The organism is Euryhalocaulis sp. (assembly GCF_013911995.1).
In the GTDB taxonomy this organism is placed as follows: domain Bacteria; phylum Pseudomonadota; class Alphaproteobacteria; order Caulobacterales; family Maricaulaceae; genus Euryhalocaulis; species Euryhalocaulis caribicus.
In genome coordinates, this window is sequence record NZ_JACESD010000020.1 from 1 (window position 1) to 15,524 (window position 15,524).

19 protein-coding genes and 1 riboswitch are annotated in these 15,524 nt (G+C 63.7%); of the genes, 6 read left to right on the forward strand and 13 right to left on the reverse strand.

From position 1 onward, the window contains the following. A partial coding sequence (locus tag H2040_RS07040; protein WP_287156290.1) for an NAD(P)/FAD-dependent oxidoreductase occupies positions 1-740 on the reverse strand: 740 nt, incomplete at its 3' end. A gap of 277 nt (positions 741-1,017) precedes the next feature. Here H2040_RS07040 and H2040_RS07045 point away from each other — a divergent pair. Further along, on the forward strand, positions 1,018-1,992 hold the full coding sequence (locus tag H2040_RS07045) for a DUF4062 domain-containing protein (RefSeq protein WP_287156291.1): 975 nt from the start codon (positions 1,018-1,020) through the stop codon (positions 1,990-1,992). Between the two features lie 71 nt (positions 1,993-2,063). Here the strand turns inward: H2040_RS07045 and H2040_RS07050 are convergent, their stop codons facing one another. The 3 genes from H2040_RS07050 to H2040_RS07060 form a co-directional block, all read right to left on the reverse strand. After that, a complete protein-coding gene (locus H2040_RS07050) occupies positions 2,064-2,513 on the reverse strand; it encodes a hypothetical protein (RefSeq protein WP_287156292.1) in 450 nt (149 codons plus the stop codon). Positions 2,514-2,557: 44 nt separating this feature from the next. Then, complete coding sequence (thiC, locus tag H2040_RS07055; RefSeq protein ID WP_287156294.1) at positions 2,558-4,438, reverse strand: phosphomethylpyrimidine synthase ThiC; 1,881 nt, start codon at positions 4,436-4,438, stop codon at positions 2,558-2,560. A gap of 68 nt (positions 4,439-4,506) precedes the next feature. Next, positions 4,507-4,620: riboswitch (TPP riboswitch) on the reverse strand. A gap of 42 nt (positions 4,621-4,662) precedes the next feature. Continuing rightward, positions 4,663-5,331, reverse strand: coding sequence for a hypothetical protein (locus tag H2040_RS07060; RefSeq protein ID WP_287156297.1), 669 nt, complete (start codon positions 5,329-5,331; stop codon positions 4,663-4,665). Positions 5,332-5,426: 95 nt separating this feature from the next. Here H2040_RS07060 and H2040_RS07065 point away from each other — a divergent pair, with 95 nt between their 5' ends. Beyond that, positions 5,427-6,551 carry an FAD-dependent oxidoreductase gene (locus tag H2040_RS07065; RefSeq protein ID WP_287156298.1) on the forward strand — a complete coding sequence of 375 codons (1,125 nt, stop codon included), beginning with the start codon at positions 5,427-5,429 and terminating at the stop codon, positions 6,549-6,551. On the opposite strand, the gene H2040_RS07070 is transcribed toward H2040_RS07065, so the two are convergent. From H2040_RS07070 to H2040_RS07080, 3 genes are all read right to left on the reverse strand, one after another. Beyond that, positions 6,548-6,955, reverse strand: coding sequence for a hypothetical protein (locus H2040_RS07070; RefSeq protein ID WP_022697630.1), 408 nt, complete (start codon positions 6,953-6,955; stop codon positions 6,548-6,550). The two genes, H2040_RS07065 and H2040_RS07070, sit on opposite strands and share 4 nt — an antisense overlap. Before the next feature lie 91 nt (positions 6,956-7,046). Further along, positions 7,047-7,391, reverse strand: a complete 345-nt coding sequence (locus tag H2040_RS07075; protein WP_287156299.1) for an antibiotic biosynthesis monooxygenase family protein — start codon at positions 7,389-7,391, stop codon at positions 7,047-7,049. Continuing rightward, positions 7,388-7,696 (reverse strand): NIPSNAP family protein, encoded by a 309-nt coding sequence (locus H2040_RS07080; RefSeq protein ID WP_287156300.1) that lies wholly within the window; start codon positions 7,694-7,696, stop codon positions 7,388-7,390. The genes H2040_RS07075 and H2040_RS07080 overlap by 4 nt, the downstream gene beginning before the upstream one ends. 115 nt (positions 7,697-7,811) lie before the next feature. On the opposite strand from H2040_RS07080, the gene H2040_RS07085 reads away from it, so the two are divergent. After that, positions 7,812-8,543: an ArsR/SmtB family transcription factor gene (locus H2040_RS07085; RefSeq protein WP_287156302.1), complete on the forward strand. Its 732-nt coding sequence runs from the start codon at positions 7,812-7,814 to the stop codon at positions 8,541-8,543. Here the strand turns inward: H2040_RS07085 and H2040_RS07090 are convergent. The 3 genes from H2040_RS07090 to H2040_RS07100 all read right to left on the reverse strand — a co-directional run bounded on the left by H2040_RS07090 (position 8,533) and on the right by H2040_RS07100 (position 10,720). Continuing rightward, on the reverse strand, positions 8,533-8,898 hold the full coding sequence (locus H2040_RS07090) for an ArsC/Spx/MgsR family protein (protein WP_287156304.1): 366 nt from the start codon (positions 8,896-8,898) through the stop codon (positions 8,533-8,535). The genes H2040_RS07085 and H2040_RS07090 overlap by 11 nt on opposite strands. A gap of 3 nt (positions 8,899-8,901) precedes the next feature. Then, positions 8,902-10,134 (reverse strand): dipeptidase, encoded by a 1,233-nt coding sequence (locus H2040_RS07095; protein WP_287156306.1) that lies wholly within the window; start codon positions 10,132-10,134, stop codon positions 8,902-8,904. A gap of 103 nt (positions 10,135-10,237) precedes the next feature. Then, entirely contained in the window at positions 10,238-10,720 is a 483-nt protein-coding gene (locus tag H2040_RS07100; RefSeq protein ID WP_287156309.1) for an RrF2 family transcriptional regulator, read from the reverse strand. Positions 10,721-10,818: 98 nt separating this feature from the next. Here H2040_RS07100 and H2040_RS07105 point away from each other — a divergent pair, with 98 nt between their 5' ends. The 3 genes from H2040_RS07105 to H2040_RS07115 are packed head-to-tail and all read left to right on the forward strand — an operon-like array spanning position 10,819 to position 12,240. After that, positions 10,819-11,280, forward strand: coding sequence for a group III truncated hemoglobin (locus H2040_RS07105; RefSeq protein ID WP_287156310.1), 462 nt, complete (start codon positions 10,819-10,821; stop codon positions 11,278-11,280). Continuing rightward, the gene (locus H2040_RS07110) at positions 11,277-11,498 is read left to right on the forward strand and encodes a hypothetical protein (protein ID WP_287156314.1); all 222 of its coding nucleotides are present in this window, start codon (positions 11,277-11,279) and stop codon (positions 11,496-11,498) included. Before H2040_RS07105 ends, H2040_RS07110 begins: the two co-directional genes overlap by 4 nt. 46 nt (positions 11,499-11,544) lie before the next feature. Continuing rightward, complete coding sequence (locus tag H2040_RS07115) at positions 11,545-12,240, forward strand: alternative oxidase (RefSeq protein WP_287156316.1); 696 nt, start codon at positions 11,545-11,547, stop codon at positions 12,238-12,240. Positions 12,241-12,321: 81 nt separating this feature from the next. On the opposite strand, the gene H2040_RS07120 is transcribed toward H2040_RS07115, so the two are convergent. The 3 genes from H2040_RS07120 to H2040_RS07130 form a co-directional block, all read right to left on the reverse strand. Beyond that, the gene (locus H2040_RS07120; protein WP_287156317.1) at positions 12,322-13,614 is read right to left on the reverse strand and encodes an adenylosuccinate synthase; all 1,293 of its coding nucleotides are present in this window, start codon (positions 13,612-13,614) and stop codon (positions 12,322-12,324) included. Positions 13,615-13,693: 79 nt separating this feature from the next. Beyond that, a complete protein-coding gene (locus H2040_RS07125) occupies positions 13,694-14,281 on the reverse strand; it encodes an acyloxyacyl hydrolase (RefSeq protein WP_287156318.1) in 588 nt (195 codons plus the stop codon). Positions 14,282-14,367: 86 nt separating this feature from the next. After that, positions 14,368-15,522 carry a phosphoserine transaminase gene (locus H2040_RS07130; protein ID WP_287156319.1) on the reverse strand — a complete coding sequence of 385 codons (1,155 nt, stop codon included), beginning with the start codon at positions 15,520-15,522 and terminating at the stop codon, positions 14,368-14,370. Positions 15,523-15,524 lie beyond the last annotated feature (2 nt).

Sequence of the window (15,524 nt, forward strand, 5' to 3'; positions counted from 1 at the left end):
GAGCCGATCAGCGGCGGGGGTTTCAGGCCGGTGGCGATGAGGGCGTGGGTGAAGGGGAGGGTTTCGCCGGATTTCAGGCGCGCGGCGCCGGGGGCGAGATCGGCGACGGGGGCGTTGAGGCGGAGGGTCGCGCCGTGGCGCGCGAGGAAAGCCGCCATGGCGCGGGCGGCGCCGGGCGGCCAGTCCTCCAGCAGGCGCGGGGCGGCGCTTGCGAGCGTGAGGCGGAGATCGCGGCCCGTGCGGCGGGCGAACGCGAGGAGATTGGCGGCGCACTCGCACCCCGCCGCGCCGCCGCCGATCACCAGGATATCCTCCGCGCCCTCGCCCGCCTCCAGCGCGGCGCGCAGGCGGCCGAGATTTTCGATCGGCTTGACCGGCCAGACACCGGGAGCGTCCAGGGCGAAGGGGGCGGCGGTGATGCTGCCGATATTCAGGGACAGGAAATCGTAGGGGAGCGTCTCTCCGGTCCCCAGCGTGACGGTCTTCGCCGCGCGGTCGATGGCCGCGGCGGTCCCGGCGACAAAGCGCCCGCCCGCGCGGCGGATCAGCGGCGCGGGGTCCAGCCGGTCAGCCGCCGCGCCCCAGGCCCCGCCGAGCATCCCGGTCGCCATGCCGGAATACCAGAACGCGCCGGGGCCGATCAGGGTGAGGCTGTGGCCGGCCGCGGCGAATTCACCGCCGCGACGGGCGACTTCCAGATGCGCGTGGCCGGCGCCGAGGAGGAGGATGTTTTGCGTCATGCCTCACGGGATGCGGGCCGGCGGTCAGAAGTCAATGCGCGTCGTTAAATCTCGGGTGCAGTGGTGCAGGCGGCGAGCAGGACAAGCAAAAGGACAGCCGCGGGACGTGGCGATGGAGGGTGTATGAGCGGAGAACACGCACTACGTCGACCTATTCTTTCCATCACCGAAAAAATCAGACCTCATAATGACCAAGGCAATTCGTTTTATTGGTTGACCAATAAAGATAGTATCATGGATAATCTTTCCCCTAACGCAGCCAACGCGATTGAGACGAATGGACAAAAGATACCAAGTATTTGTAAGCTCTACTTTCGCCGATTTGATTGATGAGAGGAAAGCAATACAGGAAGCTATTTTATCTCTTGATCATTTCCCCGCCGGAATGGAATTATTTCCGGCTTCCGACGACGATCAATGGCAACTAATTAAATCAGTAATAGACGATAGCGATTATTATATAATCGTGGTTGGTGGTAGATACGGATCTTTAAATGCTGAAGGTATAAGTTACACTGAAATGGAATTTGAATACGCGATAGAAAATCAAATTCCTGTTTTAGCTTTTGTACATGAAAACCCGAACGCTATACCCTCAGGCAAGACCGATCAAAATGATGAATCAAGAAAAAAACTTGATGAATTTCGTGCTAAAGTCTGCGATGGTAGGCATGTCAAATTTTGGAAAGACAGAGAAACTCTTAGGGCCGTTGTTCTTCAGGCACTCGTTACGGAAACTAAGAAAAACCCTCGTGAAGGCTGGGTTAGGGCCAGTCAAGCCTCTGACCCAGCCGCGCTTGCGAGGCTTAGAGATGAGCTTGCAGAACTGAAGAGATCAGGGCCACCCGCTGATGTCGAAAGCCTACAGCATGGCGCTGATAAGGTAATACTTACGATTGAACCTAACCGTTATGCCTCACAAGGACGAGAACATGTCGTAGAGTCAACCTGGGATGAAATATTTTCAAATGCCGCGCCCACACTTCTTCAAGAGGCTAGTGAAAGCTCCTTTAAGTCTCGAATATGCGCCTTCGCAGAGAGTGAAAAAGATGTCCAAGGGAGGTCAGCCCAGCTAGGCCTTCGTCCACAGATTAAGAATGAAGACTTCGATAAAATAAAAATTCAGCTTGTCGCCTTAAACTTAATCCAAAAAGGCCAAACAAAACGCTCTGCCACTGATAAGAACGTATATTGGGGTTTAACCGATTACGGCGAAGAATATCTAATGAAATTACGTGCCATGAAACGTTGAATTCATCTCGCACCCTATTCAATTTAATTCGCTTGAGCATATAGAATAAAAGCGGTTTCTTTTATCTAAGTCTATATGTCTTTCTCCTCGGGTGATGTATATGTCTTTCTCTTCGGGCGATGATAGATGCACCAGCCAATCAAGGCGCAGCCGCCACCAAACAGCCCGAAAATGACGCTCATGACTACCATCTGCCTGTTCATCGACACGGTGTAGAAATAGCTGAACGGGACCGAGAGCAGGGCGAAGACGAGGGTGACGGCGAGGCCCGCCGCGAAGCCGGTCGCCAGATAGGCGCGCCAACCGGTCCGGTTCAAACGGACGAGCAGGCGGTGAAGCGGCCAGCCGAGCGCCGTCATCCAGAAGGCGGTGACGCCTGAGAACAGGGCAAGGTTCCAGAGGATGGGCCGCCAGCCCATCCCTGCCCCGTATCGGTCCGGCAAGGCCACGGCCGCCCATCCCAGATAGAGCGCACAGACCAGCAGGCAGCAGAGCAGAAGCGTGAGAAGGAAGCGGCGCATTATACCGGCGTTGGTCTGTTAGCGTTGTTGGGAAGCCTGACGCGTTACCCCTTGGCCTCCACATAAATCTCCCCGCCCTTCGCCTTAAACTCCTCCGCCTTCCCGGCCATCCCCTCGTCTGCTTCCGCCTCTGAGGCGGCGCGTTCGGCTGTCGCCAGCGCTTCCGGGTTGGCCTTGGCGAAGTCGCGGACTTCCTGGCTGATCTTCATGGAGCAGAATTTGGGGCCGCACATGGAGCAGAAATGGGCGACCTTGTGGGCCTCCTTGGGGAGGGTCTGGTCGTGGTACTGACGCGCGGTTTCGGGGTCCAGGGAGAGGTTGAACTGGTCTTCCCAGCGGAACTCGAACCGGGCGCGGCTGAGGGCGTCGTCGCGGAGCTTGGCGGCGGGGTGGCCCTTGGCGAGGTCGCCGGCATGGGCGGCGATCTTGTAGGTGATGACGCCGACCTTCACGTCGTCCCGGTCGGGCAGGCCCAGATGCTCTTTCGGGGTGACGTAGCAGAGCATGGCGCAGCCGAACCAGCCGATCATCGCCGCGCCGATTCCGCTGGTGATGTGGTCATAGCCGGGGGCGATGTCCGTGGTGAGCGGGCCGAGCGTGTAGAACGGGGCCTCGCCGCAGGCCTCGAGCTGTTTCTCCATATTCTCCTTGATCTTGTGCATGGGGACGTGGCCCGGCCCCTCGATCATCACCTGGCAACCATGATCCCAGGCGATTTCGGTGAGCTCGCCCAGCGTTTTCAGCTCGGCGAACTGGGCGGCGTCGTTGGCGTCGGCGATGGAGCCGGGGCGCAGGCCGTCGCCCAGGGAGAAGGAGACGTCATAGGCGCGGCAGATCTCGCAGATTTCGGCGAAATTCTCATAGAGGAAGGACTCGGCGTGATGGGCCAGGCACCACTTGGCCATGATCGAGCCGCCGCGTGAGACGATGCCGGTGACGCGGCCGGCGGTCAGCGGCACGAAAGGCAGGCGCACGCCGGCATGGATGGTGAAATAATCCACCCCCTGCTCGGCCTGCTCGATGAGGGTGTCGCGGAACACCTCCCAGGTGAGGTCCTCGGCGACGCCGTTCACCTTCTCCAGCGCCTGATAGATGGGGACGGTGCCGATGGGGACGGGCGAATTGCGGATGATCCATTCGCGCGTGTTGTGGATGTTGCGGCCCGTGGAGAGGTCCATGACCGTGTCCGCGCCCCAGCGGATGGCCCAGACCATCTTCTCCACCTCCTCCTCCACCGAGGACGCCACGGCGGAGTTGCCGATATTGGCGTTGATCTTGGTGAGGAAATTGCGGCCGATGACCATCGGCTCCAGCTCCGGGTGGTTGATATTGGCCGGGATGATGGCGCGGCCTCTTGCGATTTCGTCGCGCACGAATTCGGGGGTGACGAATTCGGGGATCTCGGCGCCGAAGCTCTCGCCGTCGGCGAGGCGCGCCTTCGCATCCTCCAGCGCGGCCTGACGGCCGAGATTTTCGCGCTCGGCCGCAAAGACCATCTCTTCGGTGATGAGGCCGGCGCGGGCGCATTCGATCTGGGTCAGGGGGGCGTCGCCGCGCTTGCGGTAAGGGGCGTTGCGGACGGGGAATTCGCGGGCGAGGTGCTTTCCGCTCGCGCCGCCATTGTCCTCCGGCTTCACCTCGCGGCCCTCATAGGCCTTGACGCCGCGCTGGACGATCCAGTCATGGCGGTGGCGGGGAAGGCCGGCCTCGACATCTATCGCGACATCCGGGTCCGAATACGGGCCGGAGGCGTCATAGACGGGCAACGGGGCCTCGCCGCTGGAGGGGTGGAGGTCGATCAGGCGGCGGGGGACGCGAAGCTGCGGCGCGGCGGCCGGGTTCGTATAGTCCTTGCGGCTGGCGGGCAGCGGGCCGGTGGTGACCTCGGGCGTGTCGAACGCGGCCTGGTTCACGGGTTTGTTCATGGGGTGGCTCCTCGTCAAACGTGACGACCCGGAGCCGGAGAAGGCGGTTCGGCGCGAAAGGGTTTGCGGGCGCCGAAGTGTTCCGTCCCTTCGCCGGTGCGAACCGGATCAGGTTCTAAGGGTGCTGGACCAGCATCAGGCCCATCTCAGCGGCGTGCGGCGCCGCGCCCCTCGGATTAATCGAAGCGGAGACTAGCAGAGGGCGGCGAGTCGCTAAAGGGGGATCAGTCGCGCGGCGGGCGGGCGCGGATGCGCTCGGGCATGGCCCTGGCGATCTCGGCCAGCGGGCCTGCGCCCAGGGCGTCCATGCGCGAAATGCGGAATTCGGCATAGGCCAGCAGGAGGTAATAGACCGCGCCCATGGCCAGCGGGACCTGCGGCATTTCGGGAAAAATGCCCTCGGCGGTCATCAGGTCGCGATAGCCCGAGGCGTCCAGATAGTCGCCGGTGAGGCCGAAGACGGGCACCAGACCCGCGCCGATCGCGAACACGAAGACACAGACGAAATAGATGCCGGCCGCAGCGGCGGAGGTGGCGATGGTGCGGGCGCGGACCTCGTCTGACGCGTCCGAAAAGGCGTGGCGGGCGCGCACGGCGACAACGGCGAGATAGAGGATGAGGATGGAGAGATTGCCGGCCGAGGCGGTGAAGGCCAGCGCGAACAGGCCGTAGAACGGCACGAAGACCAGCATCGACCAGCGGCGCGGCATGACGGCCATGAAGACGCCGGAGTGAACCATGACAAATTCGAACGCCATCAGGATGGTGAGCGTGTAGATGCGCGGCGCGTCGCCCTCGCCCGGAGCGATCCACAGGCGCAGCATCTCGAACGCCAGCAGGGCGTAGAAGACAAAGTTCAGCCACTGGAACAGCGGTATGCGGCCTGGCGGCATGATCGCGCCCCTCCCCTGACGGCGTTTCCGGGCCTTTCGGCGCGGCGGGGGCATGATAGTCTGCGCGGCGGCGGGGCGCGAGAGGGACGCGAATTATGAGACGGCGGGATCTGTTGAAACTGGCCGGCGGCGCGGCGGCCGTGGCGGCGGCGCCGGGGCTGGTCCGGGCGCAGGGAGCGCCGGCGCCGGCGGTGCGCCTGCCGAAGCTGGACGTGTCGCCGGACCGCGTGATCCGCACCGTGGTGGGGCTGCGGCCCTACCGCCCGGCGGGCTTCGTGGTGGCGGCCGAGCGCCTGACAAGGCGCAAGACGGTGGTTCACAATTACGGGCATGGCGGCTGCGGCATCACGCTGAGCTGGGGCACGGCGGCGCTGGCGGTGACCGAGGCGCTGGGCGCGACGGACGAGACGCGCTGGGCGGTGATGGGGGCCGGGGTGAACGGCCTGACCACCGCGCTGATGCTGCTGCGGCGCGGGTTCGAGGTGACGATCTATGCCGAGGACCTGCCGCCCTATACGACATCCAATATCGCGGCGGCGGTGTGGGGGCCGGCGACAATCTATGACGAGGCTTCGGTCAGCGACGCCTTCATGGCGCAATTCGTCTATGCCGCGCGCTACGCCCAGCGGACTTTCCAGCACTATGTGAACGACCCGTCCTACGGCGTGCGCTGGATCGACGAATATTATCTCCAGCGCCGCGTGCGGTCCGGCCCCGGCGAGCCGCCGCCGGAGGGCGCGGACCTGTATCCCGGCTCTCACGGCTATCGCGACCCGGACCGCTGGTTCGGCTTTCCGTCCGTACTGGCGCGCAAGACGCTGATGATCGATCCGGACATCTATCTGCGCGCCCTGATGCGCGATGTGGAGAACGCCGGCGGGCGCATCGTGCGGCGGCGGTTCGAGAGCATCGAGGATGTCGAACGGCTGGACGAGCGGGCGGTGATGAACTGCACGGGGCTGGGGTCGCGGGCGCTGTTCGGGGACGAGGCGATGATCCCGGTGCAGGGCCAGCTGACCATGCTGCTGCCGCAGCCGGAGATCAATTACGGCTATGTGACCGGCACGGACCAGGGCACGCTCTACATGTTCCCGCGCCAGAGCGGCATCGTTCTGGGCGGCACGCACAAGCGCGGCGAATTTTCCACCGATGTGGACTGGTCAGAGCGCGACCGCATGTTGGCCGGCCACGCCGCGCTGGCGAACCGGATCGGCGCCTAGACTTCCGCGTTGAACCCCGCCGCCAGCAGCCAGACGCCGAGCAGGATGGTGATGGCGGAAAAGATGAAGATGGCGGCGCGCGAACGGACCAGAGCCGAAGCGGCGGCCATGAGCGGGCCGGGGAAGGCCAGCATCACCGCGCCTTCGATCAGCGCCGCCCAGCCGATCAGGCTGATCGCAATGGATGGCGCGCCGGCCCAGATATTATGCAGGGCGACGGTGGCCCCGCCGACCGCGAAGGCGGCCGCGCCGCCCAGATAGGTCAGCGCGGCATTGTCGCGGAACTGCTCCATCGCGCGCATGTAGCGCCCGCCGCCCAGCAACAGGCCCACACCGCCGGCCAGCAGGTATAGCCCGTAGAGCCGGGCGAAAATCGCGGTTTCAGGAACGGTGATGTCGAACATGGCGGCCTCTCCCTCGTCTTCAACGGAACCGACCGTTCATAGATCACGGCGGGTGCGTAAAGCTCAAGCCTAGGCTGGCCTGCCAGCGCGCTCACTCATGCGCCGCGCGGCTATCGGGCGGAGCAGCGGCCCGGTCATGCAAACCATATTCTCGCACCACGCAAGCCACACGCAAACGGTAATCGCCAAGAATGCCGGAACGTCCAGCCGCCTGCGCCTTGCGATGGGCGGCCTTATTACGCCATTCAGCTATGGCGGCTTCGTCCCGCCACGCCGACAGGGAAAGGTAACGACCGGGCCGCTGAAGGCTCTCAAAACGCTCGATCGACACAAATCCGTCTATCGTCTCCAGCTCCGCTTTGAGCGCGGCAGCCAGATCGAAGTAATCACCGGCGCGTCCGTCGGCGGGACTGAGTTCGAACAGGACCAAGATCATCGGACAACCCTCCGCAGGAAAGTGCGTTCCTCGCGCAGGATCAGACGGCGGATCTCGGAATAGTCGAAATTCGCTCGGCCGGCCGGGTCGGCGCGCAATCGGGCGCGATAGGGTTCATAGTCGGCGAGACTTTCAAATTCGATCAGGCCGAGCGCGACGTCGTTCGTCCCTTCATGCGGCATGAAATAGCCAATGAGGTGACCGCCACATTCAGGAATAATTTGCAGCCATTCGCGCGCATAGGCCTCAAAAGCTTCCTTCTGGAACGGGTCGATACGGTAGCGGATGCAACACAATAGGCTCATTTTTTTATGACTCCCGGCTTTGTGAGAAAGGCGCAGAGAATAGGCGGAGCATCAGGCCATTTGTTTCGAGCAGCAACGAAGCAATCGCCTGGCGTGAATCTGCTAGAATAGAACAATGGCTGAAGGTCCGGATATTACGCGCGCCGCTGCATTGATCGGCGACCCCGCACGCGCAGCGATGTTGACTGCGCTGCTGGGCGGCCAAGCTTTCACGGCCGGCGAGCTAGCGCAGGTCGCTGGCGTTTCCGCACCCACCGCCTCCGCCCATCTTCGTCAACTTTCGGAAAGCGGGTTGATCGTCCGCATCAAGCAGGGACGCCACAGTTATGTTCGGCTGGCCGGGTTTGAAGTGGCAGAGGCTCTAGAAAGCTTGCTTGGTCTTGCCCATAGGCTGAACCATGTGCCGTTCCGGCCGGGTCCAACTGATGAAAATCTGCGACGAGCTCGGATTTGTTACGATCATTTGGCTGGAGAAATGGGCGTATCCCTTTATCGCGCCATGATTTCAGGAGGGGCGATCTCCGTTGATTCTGACGGCATATCCCTCAGCCCTTTCGGTCGCAGCGTAATGGACGGCCTAGGCGTGGACACATCGGAGCTGTTTCGCGCCCGGAGGCCCGTTTGTCGGGCCTGCCTCGACTGGAGCGAACGCACCGAGCACCTCGCTGGCGGCAGTGGTGCAGCCCTGCTGCACCGTTTTCAGGCACTAGGCTGGCTGAAGCGCAACGAACAGGGACGTGCCTTGCGCGTCACGCTTGCAGGAGAACGGGAATGGAATCATTTCCTGCACGACCTAGCCCGAGGCGAAACGCCTGATTTGCGCGCGGCGGACCCAGTTAAAGCTTAGGCGAAAGTCCCAGCGATTCCTTCTGCGCTTTCGCCCAGCCCACATGGACGGTCTCGCCGTCCTCAATCACCGGGCGCTTGATGAGGGTGGGCAGGGCGCAGAGGACCTTGACCGCGCCCTCTTCGGTCAGCGCCGCTTCCTTTTCAGCGTCAGTCATGCCGCGCCACGTTGTGGAGCGCTTGTTGACCAGCTTGTCCGGGCCAGCGGCGGCCAGCCAGAGCGGAACCTTCTTCTTCAAATCCGCTTCTGTGCGGATATCGACGAAGGTGACGGACTTGCCCGCTGCGTCCAGTTCGGCCAGCGCCTTGCGGCAGGTGTCGCAGCTTTTCAGGCCGTAGACGGTGATGTCGTCCATGCCCTACTCCGCCGCCGCTTCAACGGCGCGCATGACGCGGCGCAGGTTTCCGCCCCAGAGCTTTTCGATCTCTTCTTCCGAATAGCCGCGCTTGACCAACTCGGCGGTGACGTTCGGGGTTTCGGCGGCGTTGTCCCAGCCGGTGACGCCGCCCCCGCCGTCAAAGTCCGACGAGATGCCGACATGGTCGATGCCGGCGACCTCGACAGCGTGGTCAATGTGGTCGACCACGTCCGCGACGGTGGCGGGCGGAAATTCCGCGTCCAGCGCGTTGATGCGGGAATAATATTCGCGGCGCTTTTCCTCGCTGGCGGCCTGACGGTCGGCCGAGCTTTCCATGCCCATCTCGGCGCGGATCGCCTCTTCCGCGTCGATACGCGCGTCCGAGGGGCGCTTTACGTAGGAATCGAAGGCCACCATCTGCGCCACGCCGCCATTTTCGGCGAGCGCGCGAAGCTGTTCATCGTCCAGATTCCGGGGATTGTCGGAAACCGCCTTGGCGCCGGAATGGGAGGCGACGACCGGAGCGGTGGAAAGCTCCATCGCCTGCATCGTCGTCTGTTTCCCGACATGGGAGATATCGACCATGATCCCGAGGCGGTTGGCCTCTTTCACCAGTTCGCGGCCGAGATCCGTGAGGCCGTCATTCTGGCCCGGCTCATCGCCCAGATCGAAGCGAAGATTGGAGGAATCGCCGAACTGGTTGTGCCCCATATGGGTGATGCTGACATAGCGGACCCCGCGGTCGCGCCACATCTCCAGATCCTCGACCGAGGGGCCGAGCGGATAGGCGTTTTCCATGCCGATCAGGGCGACGCGCTTGCCAGTGGCGGCGATGCGCTCCACGTCATCGGCGGTCAGCGCCAGCTCCACCTGATCCGGGTAGGCGTCCAGCATGCGGCGGATGCGGACATATTTGTCCTCCGCCTTGGCGCGCGCCTCTGCATAGCCCGCCTCCGTGACCTCGTCCTGGCCGACATAGACGATGAAGAACGCGGCATCGAGGCCGCCGGCGCGCATCTTGGGCAGGTCCACCTGCGCGGCGGTCATCGTGCCCGGGTCCAGCTCATGCGTGGCGTATTTGCCGTCGATGTCGACATGGGTGTCCATGGTCAGCATGCGGTCATGAAGATCGCGCACGGACTCGCCCGGCACCTGGCTCTCGAATTCCTGAGCGAGGGCGGGCGTAGCGAGGCAGAGCGCGGCGAGCGCCACGCCGGAAATAATGGTCTTCAACGGAATTCCCCTGACAGGTGCTAGGTGCGTTTGATCGGCTCCAAGCTAACCCCAGGCTTGAACGCGCCGCAAGGCGGCGAAACGCGCTGGACGCGCAAACTTTTCAGGCTTTTGAGCCGCGAGGGTCTGAAGGGGGCGATTCAGCCTGTTTCGCGTGTTGGGCCAGCAACGCCATCAGCTCCCCGCGCGGTTCGGCCAGATCGGCCAGGGTCACCTTGTCCAGCTCATCCAGAAAGGCGTTCAGGGCGCGGCCCAGTGTCTGTTTGAGACGGCAGGCGGGCGTGATGGGGCAGGTATTACGCTGGCTCGAGAAACACTCGACGAGGTTCAGATTCTCCTCGGTCATGCGCACCACCGCGCCGGCCGTGACCGTTTCCGGATCACAGGCCAGCTCCAGCCCGCCGCCCCGGCCGCGCACGCTCCGGATCAATCCATGCTCGGTCAAAGTCTGGGCCACCTTGGTCAGATGGTTCTTCGATATGCCGTAGGCGCGCGCGACTTCCTCCAGGGTCAGGCGCTGCGGCGCGCGCATGGCCAGCTGGATCATCAGGCGCAGGGCGTAATCAGTATGGAGGGTAAGCTGCATCGAACCTCTTTAAACAGGTATTTTATGTATTGCTTTTCTGCGGCGTCCGCAATAAGGATAAACAAGCATATCAAATACCGCTTTAAAGGAGCGGCCCGATGCCCGCCATTGAATTCACCGCGAAACCCGCGCGCCCCGGACGCAGCGCCCTGCATCCCGATTTCAGCGAGCGTCTGATCCGCCGCGTCGTTTACCGCTTTTACGAGCGCGTGCGCGCCGATGCGGAGCTGGCGCCCATTTTCGGGCGGCGCATCGCCCCGACGGACTGGCCCGCCCATCTGGAGCGGATGACGGATTTCTGGTCTTCGGTGCTGCTGATGAGCGGGCGCTACAAGGGAAAGCCCCTGCCCGCGCACCAGAGAATTAGCGAAGCCCGGCCCGACCATTTCGAACGCTGGCTGGCGCTGTTCCGTGACACCGTCAAAGGCGAATGCCGCGCCGAGGCGGCCGCCATCTTTATCGACCGGGCCGAACGCATCGCCCAGAGCCTGCAAATGGCGATGTTCTATTCCCCGGGATCGGCCCGCCCTTCATCACCTCTCAGAGGAGACGCGAAATGAAAGCGGCTCACCTTCTCATCCTTGCCCTGTCCGGCTTCCTGGCCGCCACAATCGCGATGGCGGTCTGGATGTGGAACAGCATGGGCGCGACGCAGATCAGCGGACATGGCTGGGCGGCGCTGACCGCCGGCGTGGCGATTTCCCTGCTGGTGGGCGGCGGCCTGATGGCGCTGGTCTTCATCAGTTCGCGGCGCGGTTATGACGACGGCGTCCGCTGACGCTTCGCTTTCACCAATCCATCCCGGTCCAGAACGGAGTCCTTCCATGACCGAACCCTTCATCGACCTCGACGTACATCACAAGGCAAAGGGCGTGCGCGACCGCGTCGCGTTCGGCTTCGTCAAGGCGCTGCGCCTGTTCGCCGACACCTTCTTCGCCAAGCGTTACGGACACCGCGCAGTGGTCCTGGAAACCGTGGCGGCCGTGCCCGGCATGGTCGGGGCGACGCTGAACCATCTGAAATGTCTGCGCCGCATGTGCGACGACCGCGGCTGGATCAAGACATTGATGGACGAGGCGGAAAACGAGCGCATGCACCTGATGACCTTTATCGAGGTCGCGAAGCCCAACCTGTTCGAACGCGCGATGGTGCTGATCGCGCAGGGCGTGTTCTATAATTTCTTCTTCCTGCTGTATCTCGCCTCGCCGCGCACGGCGCATCGCGTGGTCGGCTATTTCGAGGAAGAAGCCGTCATCAGCTATACCCACTATCTGGCGGAGATCGACGAGGGCCGCAGCGAAAACGTGCCAGCGCCGGAGATCGCCAAGCGTTACTGGGGCCTGCCGGACGATGCGCGCCTGCGCGACGTGGTGCTGGTGGTGAGAGCGGACGAAGCCCATCACCGCGACGTCAATCACGGCTTCGCCAATGAACTCGCCGGCCTGCCGCAAGGCGCGGTCGCGCCCTGCCCGCCGCATGAAGAATTGCAACCGAACTGGAAGGTGCAAGCCAGCGCGTAACCGCCTGCGCCATCAAGGCCGATACAGCCGGGACGGCGGGAACATTGTTTCCGCCGTCCTTTGCGTTGCAGAAAACGCGGCCTAGCGGCCGCGGAACGGGTCCTTCATCAGGATGACGTCCTCGCGCTCCGGCGATGTGGAGAGCAGCGAGACCTGGCAGCCGATCAGTTCCTCGATCCGGCGGACATATTTGACGGCGTTGGCCGGCAAGTCCGCCCAGGAGCGGGCGCCCTTGGTGGAGCCGTCCCAGCCCTCGAACGTCTCATAGACGGGCTGCAGGGCTTCCTGATCGACGCGGCTGACGGGGAAGCGGCGGATGCGCTTGCCGCCCAGCTTGTAGCCGACACAGACCTTGATTTCGGTGAAGCCGTCCAGCACGTCCAGCTTGGTCAGGGCGACGCCGTCAATGCCGGTGGTGGTGACGGCCTGTTTGACCATTACCGCGTCGAACCAGCCGCAGCGGCGCTGGCGGCCGGTGACGGTGCCGAACTCATTGCCGCGCTCGCCCAGCTTGTGGCCGATATCGTCCGACAGCTCGGTCGGGAACGGCCCCTCGCCCACGCGGGTCGTATAGGCCTTGGCGATGCCGAGCACGAAGGAGAGGTCGCGGGGACCGACGCCCGAACCCGCCGCGGCCTGACCGGCGACGGTGTTGGACGAGGTGACGTAGGGATAGGTGCCGTGATCGACATCCAGCCAGACGCCCTGCGCGCCTTCGAACAGAATTTTCTGGTCGCAGCGCACGGCCTGATCCAGCTTTTTCCAGACCGGGCCGACAAAGGGCAGGATCGAGGGGGCGATCTCCATCAGGGCGGCGACCAGCTCCGCCGGGTCGTATTCCTCCCGGCCATAGCCGCGGCGCAGCGCATTATGGTGATGCAGCAGGTCGTTCACGCGATTGGTGAGGAATTCCTCGTCCGCCAGATCGATGACGCGGATGGCGCGGCGGCCGACCTTGTCCTCATAGGCCGGGCCGATGCCGCGGCGCGTGGTGCCGATGGTCATGCCGTCATCGCGGCTTTCGCGCAGCTCGTCCAGGTCCCGGTGGACGGGCAGGATCAGCGCGGCGTTTTCGGCGATGACAAGGGTTTCCGGGGTCGGCTTGACGCCCTGGCCCTTCAGGCGCTCCAGCTCCTTGGCGAAGGCCCACGGGTCGATGACCACGCCGTTGCCGATCAGCGATGTCTTTCCGCGCACCACGCCGGAGGGCAGCAGGGAGAGCTTGTAGGTCGTCCCGTCGACCACCAGCGTATGGCCGGCATTATGGCCGCCCTGAAAACGGGCGACGAGATCGGCCCTGTGAGAGAGCCAGTCGACGATCTTTCCCTTGCCTTCGTCGCCCCATTGGGCGCCGACCACGACGACATTGGCCATGACCTAAAACTCCGAGTGCGGTGCTTGAACCGCGCCGCTCTAGCCCGGACCGGCCCTTCGCCTCAAGCGCGCATAGCCGTTAGAAGCGGCGGGCGACCCGCACGCCGACATTGTCCAGGCCCTCATTGGCGCCGTCGGAGAGGATATTTCCGTGGCTGAGATGCTCGTAAAACACCTCTCCCGACCAGGTCGGGGTCATGCGGACGCCAAGGGCCAGCTGTTCGCGGAACAGGATGCGGCTGCCGAATTCGATATTCTCCGAATTCTCGCGGATACGGCGGGCGTTTTCCTCCGGCGACAGGCCGGGTTCGGCGTCCGGAATTTCCTTCTCGCCGTCATGGACGACAAGGCCGAATCCGAAATCGACATAGAAGCTGTCGGTGAAATTGGCGCGCCAGTTGAGGCCCGCGCCGCCGAAGCTGGTCTTGCCCTCAAGATGGATATTGCCGCCGATATAGGGGTGCGGAGACAGGAGCCAGTTGGGGCCGTCGAAGCGATCCCACATATATTCCACGTTGATCGCCGAGCCGCTTTCCTTGCCGCTGACGCCGGCGTCCAGCCCGTCAATGTCATGCGCCACGGCGCCCAGACGGATTTCATCCGCGGACGCGGCGGCGGGCGCAATCAGAATGGCCGCCGCAGCGGCGGCGCAGAACAGAGTTTTCATGTGGACCAGCCCCCTCGAGAAATGAATCGGGGGGAAGATACACCGCCGCCCGCGCGCGGGAAACCTGTATGCGTTGAAATCGCCGGTCAGGCGCCCATCAGTTCTTTCGCCGTATCGCGATAAGCCCAGTCCAGCCAAGGCAGCAGCTTGTGCAGATCATCCGGGTCCACGGTGGCCGCCGTCCAGATGCGCAGACCGGACGGGGCGGTACGGTAGGCGCCGCAATCCACCGCGACATCTTCTTCCGCCAGACGCTTCAGCATGCCGGCCTGAAGCGCGTCGTGGTCCAGCGAACCGTCCGCGAAACGCAGGCAGACGCCGGTATTGGAGCGCAGCGCCGTGACCTTGCACAGGTGCACGCACCAGTCGCTGGCCTCGATGAAGTCGTCGATGATCTTCGCGTTGCTGGTCGCCCTGGCGTGCAGGGCTTTCAGGCCGCCCTGCGCTTCCGCCCAGTCGAGGGCGACAAGATAGTCCTCGGTGCAGAGCAGCGAAGGGGTGTTGATGGTCGAACCCTCGAACACGGACTCGTCCAGCTTGCCGTCCTTCACGAGGCGGAACAGCTTGGGCAGCGGGCGCGGCGGCGTGTAGGTCTCCAACCGCTCCACGGCGCGCGGGGAGAGGATGAGCATGCCGTGCGCGGCCTCCCCGCCCAGCACTTTCTGCCAGGAATAGGTGACGACATCGAGCTTGTCCCACTCCAGCGGCTGGGCGAAGGCGGCGGAGGTGGCGTCGCAGATCGTGATTCCCTCACGCTCTGCGCTGATCCAGTCCGCGTCCGGCACGCGCACGCCGGCCGTGGTGCCGTTCCATGTGAAGACGATGTCGCGATCCGGTTGCGCGGCGGACAGGTCCGGCAGCTCGCCATATTCGCCCTCGAACGTGCGCAGATCATCCAGATCCAGCTGTTCAATGGCGTCGGTGATCCAGTCCTTGCCGAAGGCCTCCCACGCGAAGACGTCCACGCCGCGTTGCCCCAGCATGGCCCACATGGCCAGCTCCACCGCGCCGGTGTCGGAGCCGGGGACGATGGCGATGCGGTGCGTGTCCGGCACCTGCAGCACCTCGCGCGTGCGGTCGATGGCGCGCTTGAGCTTGGCCTTGGCCGGGGCCGAGCGGTGATTGCGGCCCAGCGCGGCGTTTTCCAGCTTCGACAGGGTCCAGCCCTTCGGCTTGCGCGTGGGGCCGGGCGAGAAGCGCGGATCTTCGGGTTTGACGGTCGGCTTTGGATTGTTCGTCATGG